Annotated in this window: 22 protein-coding genes and 2 tRNA genes; 15 read left to right on the top strand and 9 right to left on the bottom strand. The window is 67.7% G+C overall.

Annotation, left to right across the window (positions count from 1 at the left end; genetic code table 11):
- Positions 1–4 precede the first annotated feature (4 nt).
- The 4 genes from glgA (at position 5) to AABN02_RS10745 (ending at position 5,896) form a co-directional block, all read left to right on the top strand.
- Entirely contained in the window at positions 5–1,471 is a 1,467-nt protein-coding gene (gene glgA / locus AABN02_RS10760) for a glycogen synthase GlgA (RefSeq protein WP_338414932.1), read from the top strand.
- Between the two features lie 48 nt (positions 1,472–1,519).
- Complete coding sequence (locus tag AABN02_RS10755) at positions 1,520–3,997, top strand: glycogen/starch/alpha-glucan phosphorylase (protein WP_338414931.1); 2,478 nt, start codon at positions 1,520–1,522, stop codon at positions 3,995–3,997.
- Positions 3,998–4,240: 243 nt separating this feature from the next.
- Positions 4,241–5,269 (top strand): PEPxxWA-CTERM sorting domain-containing protein, encoded by a 1,029-nt coding sequence (locus AABN02_RS10750; RefSeq protein ID WP_338414930.1) that lies wholly within the window; start codon positions 4,241–4,243, stop codon positions 5,267–5,269.
- Between the two features lie 66 nt (positions 5,270–5,335).
- Positions 5,336–5,896 (top strand): hypothetical protein, encoded by a 561-nt coding sequence (locus AABN02_RS10745; protein WP_338414929.1) that lies wholly within the window; start codon positions 5,336–5,338, stop codon positions 5,894–5,896.
- Between the two features lie 95 nt (positions 5,897–5,991).
- Here the strand turns inward: AABN02_RS10745 and AABN02_RS10740 are convergent, their stop codons facing one another.
- The gene (locus tag AABN02_RS10740) at positions 5,992–7,407 is read right to left on the bottom strand and encodes an ATP-binding protein (RefSeq protein WP_338414928.1); all 1,416 of its coding nucleotides are present in this window, start codon (positions 7,405–7,407) and stop codon (positions 5,992–5,994) included.
- 112 nt (positions 7,408–7,519) lie between these two features.
- The gene (ompR, locus tag AABN02_RS10735) at positions 7,520–8,254 is read right to left on the bottom strand and encodes a two-component system response regulator OmpR (protein ID WP_338414927.1); all 735 of its coding nucleotides are present in this window, start codon (positions 8,252–8,254) and stop codon (positions 7,520–7,522) included.
- 183 nt (positions 8,255–8,437) lie between these two features.
- Here ompR and AABN02_RS10730 point away from each other — a divergent pair, with 183 nt between their 5' ends.
- Positions 8,438–9,166, top strand: coding sequence for an SIMPL domain-containing protein (locus AABN02_RS10730; RefSeq protein ID WP_338414926.1), 729 nt, complete (start codon positions 8,438–8,440; stop codon positions 9,164–9,166).
- A gap of 21 nt (positions 9,167–9,187) precedes the next feature.
- Here the strand turns inward: AABN02_RS10730 and AABN02_RS10725 are convergent, their stop codons facing one another.
- Positions 9,188–9,958: a 3-hydroxybutyrate dehydrogenase gene (locus AABN02_RS10725; protein ID WP_338414925.1), complete on the bottom strand. Its 771-nt coding sequence runs from the start codon at positions 9,956–9,958 to the stop codon at positions 9,188–9,190.
- Positions 9,959–10,031: 73 nt separating this feature from the next.
- On the opposite strand from AABN02_RS10725, the gene AABN02_RS10720 reads away from it, so the two are divergent.
- The 5 genes from AABN02_RS10720 (at position 10,032) to phaR (ending at position 14,187) form a co-directional block, all read left to right on the top strand.
- Entirely contained in the window at positions 10,032–10,910 is an 879-nt protein-coding gene (locus tag AABN02_RS10720; protein WP_338414924.1) for an alpha/beta hydrolase, read from the top strand.
- 10 nt (positions 10,911–10,920) lie between these two features.
- Positions 10,921–13,182 carry a bifunctional (p)ppGpp synthetase/guanosine-3',5'-bis(diphosphate) 3'-pyrophosphohydrolase gene (locus AABN02_RS10715; RefSeq protein WP_338414923.1) on the top strand — a complete coding sequence of 754 codons (2,262 nt, stop codon included), beginning with the start codon at positions 10,921–10,923 and terminating at the stop codon, positions 13,180–13,182.
- 54 nt (positions 13,183–13,236) lie between these two features.
- A tRNA-Val gene (locus AABN02_RS10710) sits at positions 13,237–13,313 on the top strand.
- Positions 13,314–13,345: 32 nt separating this feature from the next.
- Positions 13,346–13,422: transfer RNA gene (locus AABN02_RS10705), tRNA-Val, on the top strand.
- A 174-nt stretch (positions 13,423–13,596) separates the two neighbouring features.
- Positions 13,597–14,187, top strand: a complete 591-nt coding sequence (phaR, locus tag AABN02_RS10700; RefSeq protein ID WP_338414922.1) for a polyhydroxyalkanoate synthesis repressor PhaR — start codon at positions 13,597–13,599, stop codon at positions 14,185–14,187.
- Between the two features lie 12 nt (positions 14,188–14,199).
- Here the strand turns inward: phaR and AABN02_RS10695 are convergent, their stop codons facing one another.
- Positions 14,200–14,826 carry an arylesterase gene (locus AABN02_RS10695; RefSeq protein WP_338415067.1) on the bottom strand — a complete coding sequence of 209 codons (627 nt, stop codon included), beginning with the start codon at positions 14,824–14,826 and terminating at the stop codon, positions 14,200–14,202.
- Between the two features lie 52 nt (positions 14,827–14,878).
- On the opposite strand from AABN02_RS10695, the gene AABN02_RS10690 reads away from it, so the two are divergent.
- Genes AABN02_RS10690 through AABN02_RS10675 form a run of 4 tightly spaced genes read left to right on the top strand, consistent with a single transcriptional unit; the run spans position 14,879 to position 17,891 of the window.
- A complete protein-coding gene (locus AABN02_RS10690; RefSeq protein ID WP_338414921.1) occupies positions 14,879–15,547 on the top strand; it encodes an ABC transporter ATP-binding protein in 669 nt (222 codons plus the stop codon).
- A 27-nt stretch (positions 15,548–15,574) separates the two neighbouring features.
- Positions 15,575–16,324, top strand: coding sequence for a 23S rRNA (guanosine(2251)-2'-O)-methyltransferase RlmB (gene rlmB, locus AABN02_RS10685; RefSeq protein WP_338414920.1), 750 nt, complete (start codon positions 15,575–15,577; stop codon positions 16,322–16,324).
- Positions 16,321–16,686 (top strand): hypothetical protein, encoded by a 366-nt coding sequence (locus AABN02_RS10680; protein ID WP_338414919.1) that lies wholly within the window; start codon positions 16,321–16,323, stop codon positions 16,684–16,686. Before rlmB ends, AABN02_RS10680 begins: the two co-directional genes overlap by 4 nt.
- Before the next feature lie 35 nt (positions 16,687–16,721).
- Positions 16,722–17,891 (top strand): MFS transporter, encoded by a 1,170-nt coding sequence (locus AABN02_RS10675; protein ID WP_338414918.1) that lies wholly within the window; start codon positions 16,722–16,724, stop codon positions 17,889–17,891.
- Here AABN02_RS10675 and AABN02_RS10670 read toward each other — a convergent pair.
- From AABN02_RS10670 to AABN02_RS10650, 5 genes are all read right to left on the bottom strand, one after another.
- Positions 17,833–18,375, bottom strand: a complete 543-nt coding sequence (locus AABN02_RS10670; RefSeq protein ID WP_338414917.1) for a chromate transporter — start codon at positions 18,373–18,375, stop codon at positions 17,833–17,835. The genes AABN02_RS10675 and AABN02_RS10670 overlap by 59 nt on opposite strands.
- Positions 18,372–18,959 carry a chromate transporter gene (locus AABN02_RS10665; RefSeq protein ID WP_338414916.1) on the bottom strand — a complete coding sequence of 196 codons (588 nt, stop codon included), beginning with the start codon at positions 18,957–18,959 and terminating at the stop codon, positions 18,372–18,374. Before AABN02_RS10665 ends, AABN02_RS10670 begins: the two co-directional genes overlap by 4 nt.
- Positions 18,952–20,163 (bottom strand): MFS transporter, encoded by a 1,212-nt coding sequence (locus tag AABN02_RS10660; RefSeq protein WP_338414915.1) that lies wholly within the window; start codon positions 20,161–20,163, stop codon positions 18,952–18,954. Before AABN02_RS10660 ends, AABN02_RS10665 begins: the two co-directional genes overlap by 8 nt.
- Before the next feature lies 1 nt (position 20,164).
- Entirely contained in the window at positions 20,165–21,178 is a 1,014-nt protein-coding gene (locus AABN02_RS10655) for a D-2-hydroxyacid dehydrogenase family protein (RefSeq protein ID WP_338414914.1), read from the bottom strand.
- An 84-nt stretch (positions 21,179–21,262) separates the two neighbouring features.
- Complete coding sequence (locus AABN02_RS10650; RefSeq protein ID WP_338414913.1) at positions 21,263–22,417, bottom strand: site-specific integrase; 1,155 nt, start codon at positions 22,415–22,417, stop codon at positions 21,263–21,265.
- 157 nt (positions 22,418–22,574) lie between these two features.
- Between AABN02_RS10650 and AABN02_RS10645 the strand changes: the two genes are divergently transcribed.
- On the top strand, positions 22,575–23,037 hold a 463-nt coding region (locus AABN02_RS10645), incomplete at its 3' end, for a DNA-binding protein (RefSeq protein ID WP_338414912.1).

Raw genomic sequence — 23,037 nt, 5'->3', positions numbered from 1 at the left:
GACGATGCGTGTCCTTCAAGTCTGTGCCGAAATTTTCCCGCTGCTCAAGACCGGCGGGCTGGCCGATGTCGCCGGGGCGCTGCCGCCCGCACTGCGTGCCCGCGGGCACGAGGTCCGTGTGCTGCTGCCCGGCTTCGACGCCATCCTGGCCGGGCTGGAGGATGCCGTCATCGTCTGCGATCTCTATCCGCCCGCGGGCCTGTCCTGGGGCGCTGGCCGTGCGCGGCTGCTCTACGGACGGCTGTCCGCGGCGGACGTCGAGGCCTATGTGATCGACGCGCCGGGCTTCTACGCCCGGCCCGGCGGCCCGTATGCCGATGCCCACCAGCAGGCTTACGGCGACAACCACCTGCGCTTCGGCCTGCTGGGCTGGGTGGCCGCAGAACTCGCGCAGGGAATGGACCCGTACTGGAGCCCCGCTGTCCTGCATGCCCACGACTGGCACGCCGGACTGGCGCCGGTCTACCTGCGGGCCGCGCAGCAGGCGCGCCACCAGCACCTCGCCGGCAGCGTGTTCACGGTCCACAACCTCGCCTACCAGGGCTGTTTTGCCGCCAACCATTTCGCCGAACTCGGGCTGCCGGCGCAGTTCTGGGGCGTGGAAGGGGTCGAGTTCCACGGGCAGCTCGGCTTCATGAAGGGCGGGCTTTACCACGCCGACCGCCTCACCACGGTCAGCCCCACCTACGCGGCCGAGATCCAGGGGCCGGAGCAGGGCTGCGGGCTCGACGGGCTGCTGCGCACGCGTGCGGTCGACCTGTCCGGCATCCTGAACGGGGTGGACGACGCGGTCTGGAATCCGGCCACGGATGCGCTGCTGCCGGCAACCTACGACACCGCCGACCTGTCCGGCAAGGCGCCGTGCAAGGCCGAGCTGCAGCGCGAGCTGGGTCTGGCGGTCGATCCGGACCGGCCGATCGCCTGCATCGTCAGCCGCCTGACCGAGCAGAAGGGCCTGCACCTCGTGCTGCAGGCGCTGCCCGGCCTGGTCGCGCAGGGCTGGCAGTTCGCCATGCTCGGCAGCGGGGACGCGTGGATGGAAGCCGCCTTCCGCGACGCCGCGGCTGCACAGCCGACCGCCATCGCCGTGCGCATCGGCTACGACGAGCGCTTCGCCCACCGCCTGATCGCCGGCAGTGACGCGATCCTCGTGCCTTCGCGCTTCGAGCCTTGCGGGCTGACGCAGCTCTACGGGCTGAAATACGGCACGCTGCCCATCGTGCGCCGGGTCGGCGGTCTGGCCGACACGGTGGTCGACACCCAGCTCGACACCATCGACACGGTCGCGACCGGTGTCGTGTTCGACGCTTTCTCGGCCGCCGCCTTGCTCGCCGCCACGGCCCGCGCCACAGCCCTGCACCGCCGGCCTGCCGACTGGGCCACCGTGCGCAGCCGGGCCATGCAGCAGGGATTCGGCTGGGCGGATGCGGCGCAGCAGTACGAGGCGCTGTACCTGCAAGTCCAAGGCTGACACAGGCATTCCGCGATCCCACCCGTTTTGACGACACTGAATCCGCCCATGGACCTGACCCAGTTCGAACACCATTACGACCACCTCGCCCGCGACGTGCCTGCGTTCAAGCGCGCGATCTCCAACAAGCTGATGTACACGGTCGGCAAGGATCCCGTCTCGGCGCTGCCGCAGGACTGGCTGCACGCCGTCTCCTACGCCGTGCGCGACCACCTCGTCGAGCGCTGGATGAAGACGACCCGCGCCCAGTACGCGCAGGACGTCAAGCGCGTGTACTACCTCTCGATGGAATTCCTGATCGGCCGCACCTTCTCCAACGCCATCCTCGCGCTGGAGCTGATGCCGACGATCCGGCAGGCGCTGTCGGAGCTGGACGTCAACATCGACACCGACAAGCTCTTCGACCTGGAGCCGGACGCCGCGCTCGGCAACGGCGGCCTGGGGCGGCTGGCGGCGTGCTTCCTGGATTCGATGGCGACGCTGGGTGTCCCCGGTTTCGGCTACGGCATCCGCTACGACTACGGCATGTTCCGCCAGATGATCGTCGACGGCCGGCAGGTCGAGGCGCCCGACTACTGGCTCACCAAAGGCAACCCCTGGGAGTTCCCGCGGCCGGAGGTGCAGTTCCGCGTGCGCTTCGGCGGTCAGCTGGAGCAGCACGGCGAGACGGTCCGCTGGGTCGGCACCGACGACGTGCTGGCGATGGCCTACGACACCATCATCCCCGGCTACGGCACCGAGGCGACCAACACGCTGCGGCTGTGGTCGGCCAAGGCCACCGAAGAGATGAACCTGCGCGCCTTCAACCAGGGCAACTACTTCGGCGCGGTCGAGGGCAAGAACCACTCGGAGAACGTCTCCCGGGTCCTGTATCCCGACGACTCGACCCCGTCTGGTCGCGAGCTGCGCCTGCGTCAGGAATACTTCTTCGTCTCGGCGAGCCTGCAGGATCTTGTGCGCCGCTACCTGCGTACCCACACCGGCTTCGATGCGCTGCCCGACAAGGTCAGCGTCCACATGAACGACACGCACCCGGTGCTGGCGATTCCCGAGCTGATGCGCCTGCTGGTCGACGAACACCGCGTGCCCTGGCTGAAGGCGTGGCAGCTGTGCCAGAAGGTGTTCTCGTACACCAACCACACGCTGATGCACGAGGCGCTGGAGACCTGGCCGGTGGAGATGTTCGCCCGGGTGCTGCCGCGGCACCTGCGCATCATCTTCGACATCAACGCGCATTTCCTCGGCGACGTCAGTGCGCAGCACGGCCACCAGCCGGAGCTGCTGCGCAAGCTCTCGCTGATCGACGAGTCGGGCGAGCGGCGCGTGCGCATGGCCTATCTGGCGGTGGTGGCGAGCCACTCGGTCAACGGCGTCTCGGCACTGCACTCCCAGCTGATGAAGGAGTCGATCTTTGCCGACTTCGCCCAGCTCTGGCCCGAGCGCTTCAACAACAAGACCAACGGCGTGACCCCGCGCCGCTGGTTGGCGCAGGCCAACCCTGGACTGGCCGCGCTGCTGGACCAGCGTCTGGGCCGCGGCTGGCGCCGGCAGCTCGACCAGCTCGAAGGCCTGCGACACGCACTCGATCTGCCGGGATTCCTGGGCGCCGTGCGCAAGGTCAAGCGCCAGAACAAGGAGCGTCTGGCCCGCGTCGTACTCAAGCAGCTCGGCGTCGATCTGAACCCGGACGCGCTGTTCGACGTGCAGGTCAAGCGCATCCACGAGTACAAGCGCCAGCTGCTCAACGTGCTGCATGTGATCACCCGCTACCAGCGCATCCTGGCGAATCCGGACGCGCAGTGGGTGCCGCGGGTGGTCGTGTTTGCCGGCAAAGCGGCCTCCGCCTACCACCAGGCCAAGCTGATCATCAAGCTCATCAACGATGTGGCCACGACGATCAACAACGACCCGCGCGTCGGCGGCCGGCTGAAGGTGGTATTCATCCCGAACTACAGCGTGAGCTTGGCCGAGGTCATCATCCCGGCCGCCGATCTGTCGGAGCAGATCTCCACCGCCGGCACCGAAGCGTCCGGCACCGGCAACATGAAGTTCGCGCTCAACGGCGCGCTGACCATCGGCACGCTGGACGGCGCCAACGTGGAAATGCGCGAGCAGGTGGGGGCGGAGAACTTCTTCATCTTCGGCAACACCACGCCGCAGGTGGCCGAGTTGCGCGCCCAGGGCTACGAGCCGCGCAAGTACTACGAGTCGAATGCCGAGCTGCGCGCCACGCTGGACGCGATCCGCAATGGCGTGTTCAGTCCGTCCGAGCCCGCGCGCTTCCAGGCCATCTTCGACGCGCTGGTGAATTGGGGCGACCACTACCTGCTGCTGGCCGACTACGCCGACTACATCGCGACGCAGGACCGGGTCGACACGCTCTACCGCAACGCGGACGAGTGGTCACGCAAGGCGGTGCTCAACATCGCAGGCATGGGGGCTTTCTCGTCCGACCGCACGATCGCCGAGTACGCGCACGACATCTGGCGGTCCCGGCCTGTCATTCTGGAGAAGCTTCCCAGCTAGCGCCCGAGAACAAGCGGTAGCAAATTCGCGGCGCCGAGTGGTCGTGCGGTGAAGAAGCGAACAGACGTGCCGTCTGGCCGCCACTGTGCCGGCACGGGGTGTGGTCGATCTCGGTTGGGAACACCCTGAACAAGGGGGGACTTCAGAGCAACTTATGGGCCCTGTCGCATCTGACACCACCTATTCTTGCGCTTGTCTTCTTTGCGTTCTCGCCAACCATATTTACCGTTGCAGTAGCCCACCATGATATTCAATACCCGTAGTTCCCACCGGCTGTCCCAAGTGACACGCGCACTGTTCAAGGGCGGTGTCGTGGTCGGTTGCCTGGCTTTCGGTTCTGCTGCGCAGGCGAACATCGAGTTCACCTTCGATTACGGCACCAACAACGGCCTTGGGTTCTGGGATCCCGCTTCCGGCGCCGCACGCCAAGCCGCCATGGCGGAATCGTCCGCTGCGTTCTCCACGATGTTTGGCAGCTATTTCAGCAACACCGCCACGATCCTGTTGACAGCCTCCGCGACAGATCTTCCGCTCAGCAACAACCTGGCATCAGCAGGGTCCGAGGCCTTTGGTGGTAATGGGGCGGGGTTCACTGTCCAGGAAATCGTCCGCACGAAGGCGCTGACTGGCGTGGACCTCAATGGTGCAACCGCAGACGGTTCGGTCAACGTCAACTTCGGTCAACCGTGGAACCTGGGCACGGGTACGACGTCGTCGACCGATTACGACTTCTACAGCACCATCTTCCACGAGTACACGCACGCTTTGGGCTTTGCGTCGGGCATCGTTCAAGACGGTACCCCGTTTTTCGGTGGCACCAAGGCTGCGGGCGAGTGGACGACCTATGACAGCTTCCTGGTCGACAAGAATGGCAATCGGGTGGTCAACAACACCACGTTCGCGCTGAATCAGGCTGTGTGGGACGCTGGCAGCGTGGGCGGCGCAAGCCCGGCAGGTGGTCTGTTCTTCAACGGCGCCAATGCAGCTGCCGCCAACGGCGGTCAACCGGTCGGTCTATACACACCTACCACCTGGGAAGGTGGCAGCAGCGTGGCTCACACGGATGACCAGAACCCTGCCATCTACGGCACGATGATGACGGCCCAGGGCCCGACCGGCCCGTGGCCGCGCACCTACAGCGCGATCGAAGTCGGCATCATGACCGACCTCGGCTACACGGCCGTAACTGCCGTGCCTGAACCTGAGACCTTCGCCATGATGCTGGCCGGGCTGGGATTCATCGGTGCTGCGGTGCGCCGTCGCAAGGCCTGATTTCCGTCGGTCCGGCATGATGGGACCCCGGAAACGGGGTCCCATTTCTTTTTTTCAGGAAGCTTCATGGCCATACCTGCCTCGTTTCGAAAGCTTCTTTCCGGCCTGCCCCTTTACCTGTCTTGCCTGGTGGGCATGAATGCGATGGCTGCGAAGGCGGGCCACTCAGTCGGGAAGCCACCAGCGTCCTATCCCCTTGACGAGGTTCGCGTTCAGGTGACGCGTCAGCCCGCGAGAGGGGGGGCGACTATGCAGCGCGTTCGTCTGAGTGGCAGTGGCAGCGCCATGCTGGAACGGGGCGGTCATAGCCTGCCGTTTCGATACGACCGCAAGGACCTCATGACCCTGTTGAACGCGTTCTACGGGATGCGTTTCTTCGAGATGTCAGCCGACACCACGACACGCTATTCAGTCGTGCTTCAGGACGACGGCACGGTGCGCACCAGCATGCTGCGCATGTCGGACGCATCAAGCACACAGGTCTGCTTCTCGGTCGCGTCCTACAGCAAGTGCGTCACCTACAGCAGTGACCCTCCTGGCGAGCTGGAAAGCGTCGTGCAACAAGTGTTCGACGAAGCCGATCGCTTGGCGAAGGGGCACGCGTCTGGCGATCCGGCGCCGCGTTGACCGCCCGGCCGGGGTAGGGACGCAGGACCCTGAACCGGCCCGCGCCGAGCTTGACGCTGCTCAATTGCATGAAGTGATCCGGCGCAGCATGCGCTTCAGGGCGCCTTGCGCAGCTTCACATAGGCCACGAAGCCGCCGCCCGAGGCGTTGCTGAGTTCCAGTTGCCCGCCCATGCGTGAAACGGTCTTGTCCACGATGGCGAGGCCGAGACCGGCGCCCGTGCTGTGGGTGTGCGTGCGGGCCTTGTCGCCTCGGTAGAACGGAGTCGTCAGCCGCGCCAGTTGCTCCGGACTCACGCCCGGGCCTTCATCGCGCACGCTGACCAGCACCCATTCGCCCGAGCGGGCGTAGGTCACGGTGACACGCGCGACGCCGTCTTCGGTCTGCGCATAGCGACGCGCGTTCTCGAACAGGTTGGCGAAGACGCGGTCCAGATCGGTCTCGTCGGCCAGCACGCGCACATCGGTGGTGACGCGGGCGACGACCTTCAGATGCTCGCCGTTGACGCGCCGGATCACCGTGTCCAGCAGCACCGCCAGCACGATCGGCACCAGCTTGACCTCGGTCGGCCGGGCGTAATCCATGAACTTGTCGATGATGGCGTCGAGCTGGTCGATGTCGGCGGCCATGTTGCGCTTGGCCTCCTCGTCGTAGACGCTCATCTCGGTTTCGAGCCGGATGCGCGCCAGCGGCGTGCGCAGGTCATGCGAGATGCCGGCCAGCATCACCGCGCGGTCGTCCTCGATCTTGGCCAACTCGCGCGCCATGCGGTTGAAGCCGCGGTTGACTTCGCGGATCTCGCGGGTGGTCGTGTTCTCGTCGAGGCTGGGCGTGTATTCACCGTCACGGATGCGGCTGGCGGCGATCGACAGCTGGCGCAGCGGGCGGTTGATGAGGCCGGCGATGAGCGCCGAGCCGCCCAGCGTCAGCAGGAAGGTCAGGCCCATCACCGCAAAGGTGGTCTTGCCGGTGACGGCGGGCTGGACGCGGCCGCGGTCGGCCTGCAGCCAGTAGTTGTCGGTCTCGATCAGGAAGCCGACCCAGAGTCCGGGCTTGCCATTCACGCTGCTGGCGATGATGGTGTGCGGGCCAAGCTGGCTGCGCAGTTCCGAGCCGATGGCGCGGGTGAAGCGGTCGATCTCGAAGGGCTCCCAGCGGTCGTTGGGCTCGCGGGGCTGGAGCTTGACGGCTTCCTGTTCGGCGATGTTCTTGACCAGGGCGACCCGGTTCACCTGGTCGGTGTAGCGCAGGGCGGCGCGCGACAGATTGACCAGACTGGCGATCTGCTGGGCCGCCTGCACGCCGCGCGGCTCCAGTTCGAGGAAGCGCAGCGTGTAGACCCAGCCCATGATGCCCACCCCCAGCATCAGCGACAGCAGCAGGAAGGTCCGCCAGAACAGGCTCATCGGCATGTAGCGGCGCACCACCGTGCCCACGCCGCGGGCCAGCAGACTGAACAGCGACTCGCGAGGGGCCTGGGGCGGAGGGTAGGAAGAACTCGTGGAGGCCATGAAGGAGGTCAGCAGCGTCGGTTGGTCACCATGCGCCGGCCGAGCCGCTCGCAGTGGGTCCCCTGACTACAGGTTAGGGTATTTGAAACCAAATGTATCAGGGGCTGTGAAATCACGCTGCACCGTCCGGCACGAACACGTAGCCGACGCCCCAGACGGTCTGGATGTAGCGCGGCTGGGACGGATCGGGCTCGATCATCTTGCGCAGGCGGGACACCTGGACATCCAGGCTGCGGTCGAAGGGCTCGAACTCGCGGCCACGGGCCAGCTGGGCCAGCTTGTCGCGGCTGAGCGGCTGGCGCGGGTGGCGCACCAGGGCCTTGAGCATCGAGAACTCGCCGGTGGTCAGCGAGATGACTTCGCCTTCGCGGGTCAGGCGGCGCAGGGCCAGGTCGAACTCGAAGGGGCCGAAGACGACGGTCTGCGCGTCGCGCGACGGCGCACCGGGCGCTTCCATGACCGGGCGGCGGCGCAGCACGGCGTGGATGCGGGCCAGCAGTTCGCGCGGGTTGAAGGGCTTGGGCAGGTAGTCGTCGGCGCCGACTTCGAGGCCGACGATGCGGTCCACGTCCTCGACCTTGGCCGTGAGCATGATGATGGGCGTCAGGTCGTTGGCAGCGCGCAGGCGGCGGCAGATCGACAGGCCGTCCTCGCCGGGCAGCATCAGGTCGAGCACGATCAGGTCGATGGTCTCGCGGGTCAGGATGCGGTTCAGCGCCTTCGAATCTTCGGCCAGCAGCACCTCGAAACCTTCCTGGGTGAGGTAGCGGCGCAGCAGGTCGCGGATGCGGGCGTCGTCATCGACAACGACGATCCGGTCGGTGCGCTGGGCGTTGGCGGTGGTCATGAGGCGTACTCCGAATTTGTAACAGGGGCGATTCTGCGCAGGTCCGCCAACTTTTTCATCCAGTCTGACCCCCTGTTACATTTCTTGCGCTCTGGCTCATCGCGCACATCTGTGAATTATTCACGAACCGCGGGCGAGGTCCCATCGTTGAAACTACCGTATCTACCCTTGGAGGACCGAACGATGACCCCGATGAACCGCCGCTGCCGCCTGCCGTTCCTGCCGACCGCGATGCTGGTCTTGAGTCTTGCGAGCGGCACCGCCAAGGCCGCAGACGCGCTGCCCGCCAACCAGATCGCCTTCAGCACCAGCGCCAGCCTGGAGGTCACGCGCGATGTGCTGACCGTTTCACTGCAGGTGGTGCGCGACGGCACGGACGCCAACACGGTGCAATCCGCCCTGAAGCAGGTGCTTGACGCCGCGCTGAACGAGGCCCGCAAGCAGGCGGACCCCGCGGGCATGGCGGTGCGGACCGAGGGCTTCAACCTCTCGCCACGCTATGGACGCGAGGGCAAGCCCAATGGATGGACCGGCACGGCCGGTCTGGTGCTGGAAGGCAAGGACATCGCCCGCGTGGCCACGACCGCCGGCAAGCTGACCGGCATGAACATCGTCGGCACCGGCTACAGCCTGTCCCGGGAGTTGCGTGAACGCAACGAGGCGGAGCTGACGGCGCAGGCGATCAAGAAATTCCGGGCCCGCGCCGAGGAGATGGCACGGCAGTTCGGCTTCACCGGCTACCAGTTGCGCGAGGTGAGCGTGCAGTCCAGCGACGGGGACGTGGGTGGACGGCCGGCGCTGGCGGCGGTGCGGGCGACAGCGATGCAGGCGGACGCCGCGCCGCTGCCGACCGAGGCGGGCAAGGGCCTGCTCAGCGCCACCGTGCAGGGCTCGGTGACGCTGACGCGTTGATAGGTCAACGCGCCGAAGGACTTACTGGGCGGTCCAGCCGCCGTCCACGTTCCAGGCCACGCCGCGCACGTTGTTGCCGGCGGGCGAGCACAGGAAGACGGCCAGTTCGCCCAGCTCTTCCGGCGTGGTGAACTGCAGCGAGGGCTGCTTTTCCCCCAGCAGGCGGCGCACGGCTTCCGCGTTGTCCACGCCGTCCTTGGCGGCGCGGGCATCGACCTGCTTCTGCACCAGCGGCGTCAGCACCCAGCCCGGGCAGATGGCATTGCAGGTCACGCCGGTGGTGGCGTTCTCCAGCGCGGTCACCTTGGTCAGACCGACCACGCCGTGCTTGGCCGCCACATAGGCCGACTTCTGTGTGGAGGCCACCAGGCCGTGGATCGACGCGACGTTGATGATCCGGCCCCAGTTCTTCGCCTGCATGGACGGCAGCGCCAGCCGCGTCGTGTGGAAGGTGGAGCTGAGGTTGATGGCGATGATCGCGTCCCAGCGCTCGACGGGGAAGTCCTCGATCGGCGCCACAAACTGGATGCCGGCGTTGTTCACCAGGATGTCCACGCCGCCGAATTCGGCCTGCGCGTAGGCCATCATCGCCTCGATCTCGGCGGGCTTGCTCATGTCGGCACCGTGGTAGCCGACCTGCACGCCCAGTGCGGCCACTTCGGCCTTCGGGCCATCGACATCGCCGAAGCCATTGAGAATGATGTTGGCGCCCTGACGTGCGAGGCACAGCGCCACACCCAGCCCGATCCCGCTGGTGGAGCCGGTGACCAATGCGGTTTTACCTTTCAGCATGAATTCATCCTCTGGTGGTTGGTTAACATCCATTATCGGGCTCGAATCCGAGCCATCCCTGACACAGTCCCCCATGACCGAACCCCGCCTGCACCACGTCACCTGCGCCAACCCCAAGGGCCTGCACCGAATGGCCTACTGGGAATGGGGCGCGCAGGACAACCCCCGCGTGGTCGTCTGCGCCCATGGCCTGACCCGCCAGGGCCGCGATTTCGACACGCTGGCGCAGGCGCTGTCTGCGGATTTCCGGGTCATCTGCCCGGACGTCGTCGGCCGCGGCCGCTCGGACTGGCTGCCCGACCCGATGCACTACGCCGTGCCCACCTACGTCGCCGACATGGTCACGCTGCTGGCGCGGCTGAACGTCGAGCAGGTGTCCTGGGTCGGCACCTCGATGGGCGGGCTGATCGGCCTGTCGCTGGCGTCCCTGCACGCGCAGGGGCAGGTCTCGCCGATCAGCCGCCTGGTGCTCAACGATGTCGGGCCGGTGATCGAGTTCGCCTCGCTGCAGCGCATCGGCACCTACCTCGGCGCGCCGATGCGCTTCCCGTCGGTCGAGGCCGGCGCGGAGTTCCTCTGGAGCATCTCGCAGAGCTTCGGCCCGCACACCCCCGCGCAGTGGTTGGCGCTGAGCCGTCCGCAGTTCAAGCCGGCGCCCGAAGGCGGCTGGATGTTCCAGTACGACCCGGCGATTGCCGTGCCGTTCCGCGCCTTCACGCCCGAGATCGCGACCTTCAGCGAAGCCATGCTCTGGAAGGCCTATGACAGCGTCACGGTGCCGACGCTGCTGGTGCGCGGTCAGGACTCCGACCTGCTGTCCGCCGACACGGCCCGCACCATGGGCCAGCGCGGTCCCAAGGCACCATGCGTGGAATTCGCCGGCGTCGGCCACGCGCCCACCCTGATCGCCGACGACCAGGTCGCCTGCGTGCGCGAGTTCCTGCTGGCCTGAGGTTGTCCGCGTGAAGAGCACCCGCCTCGAACCCGCCGAGGCCGCCGCGCCCATTGTCCAGCTGGCCGCAGACACGACCGGCGACACCGGAGACCTCGCCTCCATCGCCCAGGAGATGGACCGGCTGGACCGGGCGCGCCAGTTTGCGCGGCCCCTGCTGGCCAACAGCCGCTTCGACACCGGCGAGAACGCGCTCGACCACGCCGACGGTGTGGCCGAGATCCTGCGCTCCATCGGTGCAGCCCCCTCGATGCAGGCGGCGGTCTATCTGGTCTACGCCGGGGACTACCTGAGCGAGCCGGAAACCGTGGTCGAGCAGGCCTTCGGCGCGTCCTACGCCAGCCTCGTCACGCACACGCGGCAACTCGTGCGGATCCAGCGCAACGCGCGCAACGCATGGACGGACGAAACCGACCGCGAACTGCTCGCCGAGCAGCTGGAGCGGGTGCGCAAGATGCTGCTGGCGTTCTCGCGCGACCTGCGGGTGGTGCTGCTGCGCCTGGCCTCGCGGCTGCAGACGCTGCGTTTCTATGCGGCCACCAAGGCGCCATGCCCGGTGGCGCTCGCCCGCGAAGCGCAGCAGGTGTTTGCGCCGCTGGCGAGCCGGCTGGGCATCTGGCAGATCAAGTGGGAGCTGGAGGATCTGGCCTTCCGCTTCCTGCGGCCCGACGACTACAAGCGCATCGCCACCGAGCTGGCCGAAAAGCGCGTCGAACGCGAGCAGGGCATCGACACGGCCCGCGCCCATCTGGCTCAGGAGCTGGCGAAGGTCGGCCTGGAGGCCGAGGTGTTCGGGCGGCCCAAGCACCTGTATTCCATCTGGAAGAAGATGCAGGGCAAGCAGCTGAAGCTCTCGCGCGTGTTCGACCTGCGGGCGCTGCGGGTGATCGTGGCCTCGGTGCCGGACTGCTACGCCGCGCTCAGCCGCGTGCACGAGGTCTGGCGTCCGCTGCCGGAAGAATTCGACGACTACATCGCCCGGCCCAAGCCCAACGGCTACCAGTCGCTGCACACCGTGGTGCTCGACCACGAGGACCGGCCGCTGGAAATCCAGATCCGTACCCGCGAGATGCACGACCATGCTGAAAGCGGCGTGGCAGCGCACTGGGCCTACAAGGAGGCCGGCACCAAGGGCTACGCCGGGGTGAGCGCTGCGGGCGATTTCGAGGGCCGGGTGGCGCAAGCGCGGCGCGCGGTGCTGCAGCAACTGCTGGCGTGGGAGCGCGACTTCATCGGCCACAACACGCCGTCCCAGAGCTTCTTCGAGGAACGCATCTATGTCTTCACGCCGCAGGCCCGGCTGATCGAGCTGCCGGCGGGCGCCACCGCGGTGGATCTGGCCTACAACCTGCACACCGACCTGGGCCACCGCTGCCGCGGCGCGCGGGTGGATGGTCAGATGGTGCCGCTGAACACGCCGCTGGTGAGCGGGCAGACGGTCGAAGTGATTTCGGCGAAGGAGGGCGGCCCGTCGCTCGACTGGCTCAACCCGCAGCTGGGTTATCTGAAGAGCCAGCGCTCGCGGGCCAAGGCGCGTGCGTGGTTCAACGCCCGGGCGCTGCAGGAAACGATTGCCCGGGGCCGCGAGGCCGTCGACAAGCTGCTGCAGCGCGAGGGCAAGACGGCCATCAAGCTGGACGATCTGGCGGGACAACTCGGCTTCCGCAACGCCGAGGCGCTGTTCGAGGTGGTCGGCAAGGACGAGTTCTCGCTGCGCAACATCGAGAGCGTGCTGCGGCCACCCGCGCCGGTGCTGCCGCCAACGCCAGAATCCGAGATGCCGCTGTTCAAGCCGGCGGCGGCGGCACCGGGCGGACGTGGCGCCGTGCTGGTGGTGGGGGTCGAGTCGCTGCTCACGCAACTGGCGCATTGCTGCCGTCCGGCGCCACCGGATGCCATCGGCGGTTTCGTCACCCGCGGCAAGGGGGTGGCGGTGCACCGCGCCGACTGCGCCAACCTGCGGCAACTGGCGGGCCGCAATCCGGAGCGGCTGATCGACGTCCAGTGGGGCGAAGTCGCTCCCGTGCAGGGACGTCCGGCGGTCTACCCGGTCAACATCTCGGTCATCGCCAATGACCGGCAGGGGTTGCTGCGCGACATCTCGGAAGTCTTTGCCCGCGAGAAATCCAACGTCATCGGCGTGAATACCCAGACCATCCGCGAAACGGCCCGGATGACCTTCACCATCGAGGTTCGGGACTCCGCCGCGCTGGCCCATGTGCTGCGCCAGGTCGGAGAAGTGGATGGTGTTCAAAGTGCCAGAAGAAAATAAGTGCCTGAAAACGATTGACGGAATCTAAAAACACGCTATAGTTCGAGGCTCTTCAGGCGCATAGCTCAGTTGGTTAGAGCACCACCTTGACATGGTGGGGGTCGTTGGTTCGAATCCAATTGCGCCTACCAGAAAAATTTGAAAGACCGCCGCAAGGCACCCCAGGCGCATAGCTCAGTTGGTTAGAGCACCACCTTGACATGGTGGGGGTCGTTGGTTCGAATCCAATTGCGCCTACCAGATTCGTGAATTGAAAAGGCGCTGGCAGGCACTGTCAGCGCCTTTTTCATTGTCCGCGCCGTCGCACACCGTTCGTACCCGTTGATCTGGGTGCAGTCCGGGGCAAACCCTAGCGAAGGGTCGCACCAAGGGCTGCCTAGAATCTTTGTGCACACGCACACAGGAGAGAGTTGCATGCCATCGAATCGCCGCGCCGCGGAAACGGCCCCAGGTCAGCCCGACGGACCGCGCGTGCTCAAGAAGTACCCCAACCGCCGCCTCTACGACACCCAGACGAGCAGCTACATCACGCTCACGGACGTCAAGCAGATGGTGCTGGATGCCGAGGTCTTCGAAGTACGGGACGCCAAGTCCGGCGATGAACTGACGCGCAGCATCCTCCTGCAGATCATCCTGGAAGAGGAGAGCGCCGGCATGCCGATGTTCTCGACGCAGATGCTGGCGCAGCTCATCCGCTTCTATGGCCACACCATGCAGGGCATGATGGGCGAGTACATGGAGCGCAACCTCCAGAGCTTCGTCGATCTGCAGAAGCGCTTCGCCGACCAGACGGGCGGCCTCTACGAAGGCAAGGCCTTCAATCCGGAAGCGTGGGCGAAGTTCATGGCCGTGCAGCCCCCGGCGATGCAGCACATGATGAGCAACTACTTCGACCAGTCGAAGTCGATCTTCACGCAGATGCAGGAAACGATGCAGAAGCAGGCCGAGAGCTTCTTCCCCGGCATGGCGGGATTCACGCCGCCAACGCCGCCGGCCAAGCCCTGAATCCGGGCGACCTCAAGCCTTCAGCCAGGGCTTGAGCACCGGCCAGACGTTGTCGAGGATGCGCGGGTGCGCCGTGGCGTTCGGGTGGAGACGGTCCGCCTGGAACCAGCGCACCGGGTCCGGGTCATCCGCGATGCCGGCCAGCAGAAACGGCACCAGCGCCGCCCCTTGCGAGCGCGCCACCTCGCCGAACATCGCGTAAAAGTCGCGCGTATAAGCCCCGCCATAGTTCGGCGGCACCTGCATCCCCACCACCAGCACCTTGGCGCCCGCCGCCTTGGCCGCCTGGGCGATGGCCACCAGATTGTCCTGGCTGCTCTTGAGCGGCAGACCCCGCAGCGCGTCATTGCTCCCCAGCTCGATCACGACGTGCGTGGGACGGTGCTGCGAGAGCAGGGCGCCGATGCGTGCCCGCCCGCCCGAGGTCGTGTCGCCGCTGATGCTGGCGTTGACGACGGTCGCCGCGATCTTGTCGCGCACCAGCCGCGCCTCCATCAGTGCCACCCAGCCGGTGCCGCGTGCCAGCCCGTACTCGGCCGACAGGCTGTCACCCAGCACGAGGAGGCGGACCGCGCGCCCAGTCGCGGGCAGCGCCACCGCCGCCGAACCCGCAACCCCGAGCGCCACGCAGGACACCATGCGCGCGATACAGTCGCGGCGCGTCCAAACAGTGGTGTCATCAGGGTTCAGCATGGGTGTAGCGATCATTGAAGTAGCCGGCGTCAGCAAGCGCGTCCGGGATTCCGCGGGGGAGCTGACGATTCTGCATGAGATCAGTTTCCAGCTCGCGCCACGGGAATCGGTGGCCATCGTCGGTGCGTCCGGGTCCGGCAAGAGCACGCTGCTGTCGATCCTGGCTGGTCTGGACACGCCCAGCGACGGCACGGTCCGGCTCGACGGCATCGACCTGTTCGCGCTCGACGAGGATGCGCGCGCGGCGGTGCGCGGCGAGCGCATCGGCTTCGTGTTCCAGAGCTTCCAGCTCATGGGCCACCTGAGCGCACTCGAAAATGTGATGCTGCCGCTGGAGCTGCGCGGCGAGCGCAACGCGCGGGCGCTGGCCACCGAGATGCTCGGCCGGGTCGGGCTGGGGCAGCGGCTCGGCCACTATCCCAAGCTGCTGTCGGGCGGCGAGCAGCAGCGGGTGGCGCTGGCGCGGGCCTTCGTGGTGCGGCCGGCGCTGCTGCTGGCCGACGAACCGACCGGCAGCCTCGACCACGCGACCGGCGAGTCGGTGATGCAACTGATGTTCGAACTCAACCGCGAGATCGGCACGACGCTGGTCCTGGTCACCCACGATCCGCGCATTGCCGAGCGTTGCGACCGGCAGATCCGGCTGGAGGCCGGGCGCATGGTCTGAGCCCGCGCTGCGCTACCATCGGCGGCTATGTCAGGAACACTACTTTTCGGTTTCCACGCGGTGCAGGTGCGTCTGAAGACGGCGCCCGAATCGGTGCGTGAGGTCCACATCGACACGGCCCGCCGTGATGCGCGCATGCGCCAGTTCATCGAGCGCGCGCAAGCCAGCGGTCGCACCATCGTCGAAAGCGATGGCGCCCGGCTGGACAAGCTCGCGGGCACGACCCGCCACCAGGGTGTCGTCGCCCGGGTCACGGTACTGGCCGTGAACCACTCGCTCGACGATCTGCTCGACAGCGTCGAAGGCCCGCCGCTGGTGCTGCTGCTGGACGGCGTGACCGATCCGCACAACCTCGGCGCCTGCCTGCGGGTGGCCGATGGGGCGGGCGCACACGCGGTCATCGCGCCGAAAGACCACGCGGTCGGCGTCAATGCCACGGTGGCCAAGGTGGCCAGCGGCGCGGCCGAGTCGGTGCCGTACTTCATGGTGACCAATCTGGCGCGCACGATGGGCGAGCTGAAGGAGCGCGACATCCTCGTCGTCGGCACCAGCGACGATGCCAAGCAGTCGATCTACGACCTGGACCTCACCGGGCCGGTCGCGGTCGTGCTGGGTGCCGAAGGGGCCGGAATGCGGGCGCTGACCCGCAAGACCTGCGATGTGCTGGTCCACATTCCGATGCACGGGGCGGTCGAAAGCCTGAACGTGTCGGTCGCCTCGGCCGTGTGTCTCTACGAAGTGTTGCGCCAGCGTTCGCGCAAGGGAGTGTCTGCATGACGACCACCATACTGTCCCGCCGCCTGCCCGGCTCCGCAATCGCTCTGCTGCTTGCCGCGGCCGCACTGGCCGGCTGCACGCAGGAAAAGCAGAACGAGATCATGCGCAGCGTCCAGAACTGGACCGGCACGAACGGCGTGCTGGAAGTCTTCGCTGGCGACAAGATGGTCAAGCGCTTCATCAAGATCGACAAGATGAGCACCGCCTACGGCACCGAGGACAAGGTGGCGCGGCCGTACCGCTACGGCTACGGCGTGCTCGACGAAAACCTCAACGGCACGCAGGACGAGGGCGAGAAGCGCGTCTATTTCGAGATCAGCGACTACTCGACGGCCTACGTGTTCTACGAGAGCCCGCGTTGACCCCAGCGCCCGCGGCGGATCGCGGGCGCGCCGGGTTGACCGCACTGTTCGGCGCGACCTTCCTCGAACTGTGCGGTCTGTTCATGTATGGCCCGCTGCTGCTGTTCACGCTCAAGGAGCGTGGGCTGTCCACCAGCACGATCGGCCTGTTCAGCGCCGCCCAGTGGCTGGGCATGGTCCTGGCGACCCCCTTCACCGCCCTGTGGGTGCGCCGGCTGGGCGCACGGCGGGCCTTGCTCACCAGCGCTGCCGTTCCGTTCGTGGCGTTCACGCTGATGAACCTGAGCGAGCAGATCGCCGTGTGGGCCGTGCTGTATCTGCTGGCGGGCATGGCGGGCGCGCTGCGCTGGATCGTCGCGGAGTCGATGGTGTCCGAGCTGGCGCCGGCCGAGCGGCGAGGGCGGATCATCGGGCTGTTCTCGACCATGGTCGGTCTGACCTTCGTGGTCGGTCCGGCCCTGCTGGCGGCGCTCACCACCGCTGGCATCGCGCCGCAGTGGATCCGCTGGAGCGCCACCGCGCTGATCGGACTGGCCTTGTTCCTCAGCTGGCGCGTGCCCACCCTGCACAGCCACCAGCAGCACCACGGCGAGCGCATCGGCCTGCTGGGCATCCTTGACGCCGTGCGCGCCGCGCCGGTGGTCATGGTCGCCGGCCTGGTGGGCGGATTCTTCGAGGCCGGGCTGGCGAGCGTGCTGCCGCTGTACGGACTGGCGATCGGACTCGGCGCAGCGGCGGCGGCGCTGCTGGTGTCAGTGAGCGGCATCGGCAGCTCGCTGATGATGGTGCCGATCGGCGTACTGGTGGACCGCTGGGGGCCGGCCCGGGTGTGGCGGGTCTGTGCGGTCGTCAATCTGCTGGCCACGCTGCTGCTGCCGTGGGTGGGTCAACTGGGAGCACTGGCCTGGGTGATCGCCTTGCTGTGGGGCGCTGCGGGCGGCGGGCTGTACACGGTGGCGATGGTCGACATCGGCAGCCGGCACCGGGGCGTGGCCTTGGTCAGCGCGACCTCGGTGCTGGTCATGTCCTACACCTTCGGCGGCATGATGGCGCCCGCGCTCGGCGGCGCGGCGTTGCAGTGGTCGCCGCAGTGGGGATTTCCGGCGCTGCTGGTGACCTGGGCGGCGGTGGGAACCTGGGTGCTGTTCAGGCCCAGTCCAGCGCGCCCACCACGGCACCCAGCCCGATCAGCCACATCGGACTGAGCTTCGTGCACAGCATCACCGCCACCGTCAGCGCGATCATCACGACGCCACCCGGCCGACCGTGGCCCAGCACCGGCTGCGACAGCACCCAGCCGGTCGACAGCAGCAGCCCGACCGTCAGCGGCGTCAGCCCGTTGGTGAAGATCCGCACCGCAGGATGGTCCGGTCGGCGCTGACCCCAGCGGGTCACGGCCCAGGCGATGGTCGAGCTGGGCAGCAGGATGCCGGACATCGCGGCGACGACGCCCAGCGGCCCGGCCACGTTCCAGCCCAGCACGGCGATGAAGAGCAGGTTCGGCCCCGGCGCCGCCTGGGCGAGGGCGACAGAGTCGGTGAACTGCACGTCGGTGAGCCAGTGGTGCTCGTGGACGAGGTAGCGGTGGATGTCCGGCGCCGTGGTGATGGCGCCGCCGACCGACAGCAGCGACATCAGCGTGAAGTGCAGGAGCATCTGCAGCAGATCGGCGGCGGACAGGGCGCTCATGCGGACGCTCCGCGCCGGAGTTTCCATGCCACATGGCCCATCGTCACGGCACCCAGCCCGAGCACCACCGCTGCCATCGGAAAGCGCAGGGCGCCAATCAGCACCACCGTCAGCGCCGCGTAGCACAGGCTGAGCTGGAGGCCGAGCGGATTCTTGCGCAGACCGCGGATGGCCTTGAGGCCGGTCGCGAGGATCATGCCGGCCGCCACCGCACCCATGCCGCGCAGGGCACCCGACACCTGCGGCAGGTCAGACCAGTGTCCGTACAGCGCGGCCGCCGCCAGCACGACGAGCATCGGCAGCAGCAGCATCCCACCCACCGAAGCCACCACGCCGCGCCAGCCGAAATAGCGGTCGCCCAGCATCAGCGACAGGTTGACCACGTTCGGCCCCGGCAGCACCTGGCTGACGGCGAGCAGTTCCAGAAATTCGGCCGCGGTCAGCCAGCGCTGCCGGTCGACCAGTTCGCGCTGCGCGATGGCGATCACGCCACCAAAGCCTTGCAGGGCCAGCCGGCTGAACACCCAGAACATCTGCATCGGCGAAGCAGGGCGCTGGAGCCCGGTCATCGCAGGATCAGACATGGTCCGGGTCACGCAACATGCGGCGCGCCGCCCAGCCGCTCAAGGTCAGGGCCAGCAGGGTCCAGCCCAGACCGGCCCAGTGCAACGATCCGAAGCCGGCTGCGTTGATGATGGCGCCGCCGGACATCGCCCCGATCGCCTGTCCAAGGTAGATCGCCGAGGTGTTGAGCGCCAGCAGCGCCGGCGCGAGCATCGGCGCGGCGTGGCCGAGCCGCGCCTGCTGCGCCGAGTTCGACGCGAAGGTGCCAAACGCCCAGGGGATCATCACCAGCGCCATCATCCAGGGCCGTGACGCCACCGGCAGGATCAGCAGACTCACGGCAATGCCCGACAGGAAGAAACCGACGGCCCGCGCCGCACCGATGCGGTCCACATTGCGGCTCAGCACCACGTTGCCGGCCAGGCCCCAGGCGCCGAACCACATGAACAGCAGGCTCACCTCGAGCGGCGTCGCGCCCAGCACCTGGCGGTAGTAGGGCGCGATGTAGGCAAACAGCGTGAACTGCCCGGCGCCGCTCAGTGCGGTGACCACGATCACCGCCATCAGCACCGGGTGCGTGAAGACCTCGGACCAGGCCCGCATCGACAGGGCGGGCGGTTTCACCCCGGTGGGCAACACGCGCCACACCCAGACCGCGCCAATCAGGCCCAGCAAGGCGACCAGCCCGAAGGCCCAGCGCCATCCGAATGCCTCGCCGATGTAGGCGTGCAGCGGCATCCCCAGCACCGACGCCATGGACCAGCCGAGAAAGATGGTGGTGATGGAGCGCCCGCGCTTGGCGGCCGGCGCCATGAAGCCCATCGCCGCGCCCGCCTGCGGCGTGAAGACGGCCGCGCCCAGCACCGCCAGCGCCCGCAGCGGCAGCAGCGCCGCGTAATTCGGGGCGAGGGCGCAGAGCAGGTGCCCCAGTCCGTACCAGAGCAGGGTCAGCGTGAGGAGACGCCGCCGGTCCCAGCCCGCCAGCAGCGCAGCCAGCAGCGGTGCGCCCAAGGACATGCCGATGGCGCCCACGCTGATCAGCTGACCGCCGAGCGCCACCGAAATCTCCAGCGAGCGCACGAGGTCATTGAGCGAGCCGGGCACCACCATCACGCCGCAGCCGATGGTGAAGTTGCCGAACAGCAGCGCGCGCTGGCTGGCGGCCAGCGCCGGTCCGTCCACGCTGCCGGCGGCGACCACGGGCGAGGGCGCCGCCACGCTCATGTCAGAGGCCCGGGTGGAGCTTGAACGCGTCCGGGTTGACGATGTTCGTCGGTGTGCCGGCCAGATAGGCGGTCACGTTGTCGAAAGCGGCCTGGAAGTAGTTCTCGTAGGTGTCGAGTTCCACGTAGCCGATGTGCGGTGTGCAGACCGCGTTTTCGAGGCGCATCAGCGGGTGGCCTTGCAGGATCGGCTCGCTTTCGAACACGTCGACCGCTGCCATGCCAGGGCGACCGCGGTTGAGCGCCGTCACCAGCAGCGTGTCGCCGACCAGTTCGGCCCGCGCCGTGTTCACGAACAGCGAGGTCGGCTTCATCCGCGCCAGATCGTCCATCGTGATCAGGCCGCGGTTGTCCTCGCTGAGACGCAGGTGCAGGCTCAGCACGTCGGCGTCGCTGAAGAAGGCCTCGCGGCTCTCGGCGGCCTCGTAACCGTCGGCCACCGCCTGCAAGCGCGAACGCTCGCTGCCCCAGATCTGCACCTTCATGCCGAAGGCGCGGCCGTAGCCCGCCACCAGCTTGCCGATGCGGCCATAGCCCCAGATCCCCAGCGTCTTGCCGCTCAGCAGCATGCCTAGCCCGAAATTCGGGGGCATGGAGCCGGCCTTGAGACCCGAGTGCTGCCAGGCGCCGTGCTTGAGGTTGCCGATGTACTGCGGCAGACGGCGCATGGCCGTCATGATCAGCGACCAGGTCAGCTCGGCGGGTGCCAGCGGTGAACCGACGCCTTCGGCCACGGCGATGCCGAGGCGGGTGCAGGTCTCGACATCGATGTGTGACCCGATGCGGCCCGCCTGGGCGATCAGCTTGAGGCGCGGCAGCTTTTCCAGCAGCGCCCGCGGGAAGTGCGTGCGCTCACGGATCAGGACGAGGATTTCCGCGTCCTTCAGCCGCACGGACAGTTGGCCGATGCCCTTGACCGTGTTGGTGAAGACCTTGACGTTCTGTAGTTCCAGACGTTCGGCACACCGCAGCTTGCGCACGGCGTCCTGATAGTCGTCGAGGATGATGATGTTCATGTATTGACCGCGTGGAACCCGATATTGTGCCTTTCTTTGGTGTCAACGCTGATTGACACCCGCTGACTTGCGCGGGGCGTGGTTTCAGCGCTTCTTCTTGCCGTCCCCGCCCATCACCCCGTCATCGAGCAACGCCGCCCCGCGCATCCCCAGCACCTCCCCCTTGCGAAAGTACCCCAACACGCTCGCCGGAGAGCGATGCCCGGTGAGGGCCATGGTCTCGGCCATGGGGATGTTCTGCTGGGCGGCCTCGGTGACGAAGCCCGAGCGCAGGGAGTGGGCGGAGAACGCCGGATCCAGCCCCGCCAGCGCACAGCGCGCCTGCACGATCAGGCGCACCGACTGCGCCGACAGCGCCGCCCCCGGCACGCCCGACTTGCCGATGCGGCGGAACAGCCCGCCGCTGGGCGCCGGCTGGCCGGCCGCGGCCGCCGCGCGCTGCCAGGCCTCCAGCCACGCCTGCAGCGCCTCGGCCGCGCGGCCCACGATCGGCTTGTGGCTGTCGCCGCGCGCGCGCCCGGCCTGGTTCGACTTCGACACCCCCATCTCGTACACCCAGCCCCCCGCCTGACGGCGCGTGTTCTCCAGCGTCGCCGCCGTCACCTCCGAGCGCCGACGCCCGCCGCTGGCAAACGCGAACAGCAGCAACGCCCGGTCGCGCAGACCCACCAGCGAGCCGTCGCAGGTCTCCAGCAGCGCCTCCAGCGGCTCGCGCGTGAGGGCGGGCTTGGCGTTCACCTGCTGCGCCCCCCGGCGCGCGTAGCCCCGGCGCATCCGCGCCATCAGCTCCCGCACGCGGCCGTCGTCGCACGGGTTCTCCAGCCCCTGCAACTGGTGCAGCTTCGACAACACGCTGACCCGGTGCACCAGCGTGGCCAGCGCCGGCGCGCCCAGGCCCGCCTTGTGGCCGGCCGCCACCAGCGCCGCGTCCACCGCCGGCGGCAGCCCGTGCACCAGGCGGCCGGCGTCGTCCATGCGCTGCGCATGGTCCACGATGAACTGCAGCACCACCGGCACCGGCAGCGGCAAGGCCAGCCGCCGCCCATAGCGCACGCTGAACCACGCCGCCCAGTAGCGCAGCCCCGAGCGGTAACTGCGGACGGTGTTCGGCGACTCGCCCTGGTCCAGCAGCGCGCGCACCGCCGCCTGGCTGCTCTCGGGCAACTCGTCGACCACCAGCAGCGGCGTGCGGCCATCCGGCGTGAGCACCACCAGATCAGAAGAAAAAGACAGCGCCATGCAGAACTCCGGGCTGGGTGGATGAAGGGTGGATGGTGGATGGTGACTGTATGAAATACGATGTACGCTGTATGATATCTGACAGATAACGTGCATCACTAGCGATAAGCTTCAATTATCGCTAGTTAATCATCCGAACGAAAGAGGGCGCTTCACCATGACCAAAGGCATCACCGACCACGACGTCTGGCGCGCCGCCGACGCGCTGCTGCTCGACGGCCACCGCCCCACCATCGAGCGCGTGCGCCAGCACATCGGCCGCGGCTCGCCCAACACCGTCAGCCCGCACCTGGACACCTGGTTCGCCCGCCTGGGCGCCCGCATCGCCGACCCCCAGGTCTTCCGCGGCCCAGCGCCCGACGCCGCGCCGGAGCCCGTGCAGGCGCTGGCCCGGCAGTTGTGGGACACCGCCCAGGCCCTCGCGCGTGGCCAGGCCGAGACCCGCGCCCTGGAGGCCGAGGCCCGCGCCGACGCCGCCCTGGCCGCACAGGCCCACGCCGAGCACACCCTCGCCGCCGAGCGCGCCCGCCTCGACGCCCTCGCCAGCGAACTCGACGCCCAGCGCCTGGCCCACGCCGCCCAGCACGCCAGCCTCACCGAGCGCCTGCACGCCCTCGGCC

It is taken from the genome of uncultured Sphaerotilus sp., from assembly GCF_963924895.1.
Lineage (GTDB): Bacteria > Pseudomonadota > Gammaproteobacteria > Burkholderiales > Burkholderiaceae_C > Sphaerotilus.
Note: the sequence above shows the minus strand (reverse complement) of the source record. Positions and strands in the feature narration are given on the sequence as shown.